Source organism: Cellulomonas bogoriensis 69B4 = DSM 16987, assembly GCF_000767165.1.
Taxonomy (GTDB): Bacteria; Actinomycetota; Actinomycetes; order Actinomycetales; family Cellulomonadaceae; genus Actinotalea; species Actinotalea bogoriensis.
In genome coordinates this window covers 1-1601 of the sequence record NZ_AXCZ01000313.1, presented here as the reverse complement: position 1 = coordinate 1601, position 1601 = coordinate 1, and the positions used below count along the sequence as shown (strand labels likewise).

1 protein-coding gene is annotated in these 1601 nt (G+C 70.8%); it reads right to left on the bottom strand.

Annotated elements, in window-relative coordinates; all coding sequences use genetic code 11:
- On the bottom strand, nucleotides 1-1310 hold a 1310-nt coding region (locus tag N869_RS18050; RefSeq protein WP_035062974.1), incomplete at its 3' end, for a dCTP deaminase domain-containing protein.
- Nucleotides 1311-1601 lie beyond the last annotated feature (291 nt).

The window sequence follows — 1601 nt, the reverse complement described above, 5'->3', positions numbered from 1 at the left end:
CACTCGACGTCCACCTCGTGGCCCTCGAGTCGGCGTACGTCGCGCAGGAGGTCGACGACCGCGCCGAGCTGCAGGCCGAGGACGTCGTCGGGGAGCGGGGTGTCCGTGCTGTAGCCGGCGCCGACGTCGACGCCCGCGACGAGCCCGTCGGCGAGGCCGTCGACGTGCTCGACGACGACGCGCGCCGGGCCGTCGCCGGCCGGCTCGGTGAAGGCGACGCCCGCGAGGGTCGGCTGGACCATGAGCTGGACGAACAACGCGAGCCTCGGCGTCGCGTCGAAGTTGCCGGTGCGCACGCGGGACAGCAGCGCGGGCAGCTCGAACCACGACCGCCACGCCTCCTCGACCGCCTCCACGACGGCCTCGGTGTCGGCCAGGCCCAGTACCGAGCGGTGCACACCGGCGAGGCTGGACTGCGCCCCGTCCTCCTCGAGACCGGACGAGCGGACCGCGAGACGGCTGTGCGGCGCCGACGCCCGCAGCTCCTCGACACGGACGGCGAGCAGCTCACGGGTCGCGGCGTCGAGCCGGTAGCCCGCCACGGCCTCGGCGATCTCGCGGGTCGACTCGTGCAGGAAGGCTCCGACGGTCGCGCGGAGGTCGCGCATGGAGTGCTCGAGCCGATTGCGGACGGCCGGGTCGATCGACCGGTTCAGCACGGAGCTCGGCACCGCGAACGCGTCGGGTACGGGCAGGTGGTGGGCGAGGCGCGACAGCGTCGCGAACTTGGGACCGACGTCGGCGGGGTCGACGTCGCTGCGCAGGCGGGGGAACGTCGCGAGCGCGTCGGTGCGGCGGTGGTCCAGGTGGATGTCGCTCGTGCGCGGGCCCGTCGAGCCCTGGTACTTGCCCGAGTACAGGTCCACGTCTCCGTGCCTCTTCCACCACATCATCTGCCCGATGGGCATGCCGGCGTAGACGCGCACGCGGTGCGCGGTGAACAGCTGCAGCGTCCACTGACCGACGAAGCCGATGTCGCCGAGGCACGCCGAGAGGTTGATGAACATGCCGAGGCGTGCCACCGACGACCGCGCCGCGAAGGTCGGCGCGTACACGGCGCCGCCGAGACGCTCGACCGTGTGCGCCAGGTACAGGCGCCCCGGCTCGAGGACGAAGCCCTCGGGGCCGATCGTCAGCTCGCGGTAGGCATTCGGCTGCCGGAGGTCGAGCAGGTCCGTGTCGTAGACGCGCAGCTTCTCCCCGAGGCGGAAGTTGTAGCTGTTCGGGTTCACGTGGTCGATCGTGAATGGTTCGATAACAATCTCGCCCGAATTGACCGCCCGGACGATCTCCTCGCCTGTCAGAATCACCGCAACTCCCCCTGTGCCCACCTGTGACCGCATTCGCAAAGGAGCAGGGAGCCGTCGCCGCCATGCGTGCGGAGCCCGATGGTATCGGCGGCTATTGTCCGGCTACATCCTGTCCGGAGCGTGAGACGCGCGTCTCGAAGACGGGGTGTCAGCTGTGACTCATGCCGGCTTGCGGCACTGAGTTCGCGCTGCTGCGCTGGCGCTCGAGCGATGCGCCCCGGGCGTGGTTTGGCGGCTCTTCGCAGATGAGGGTGTAGTCGGGGGGTGAGGGTGGTCGGCGCGTCGGTGTCC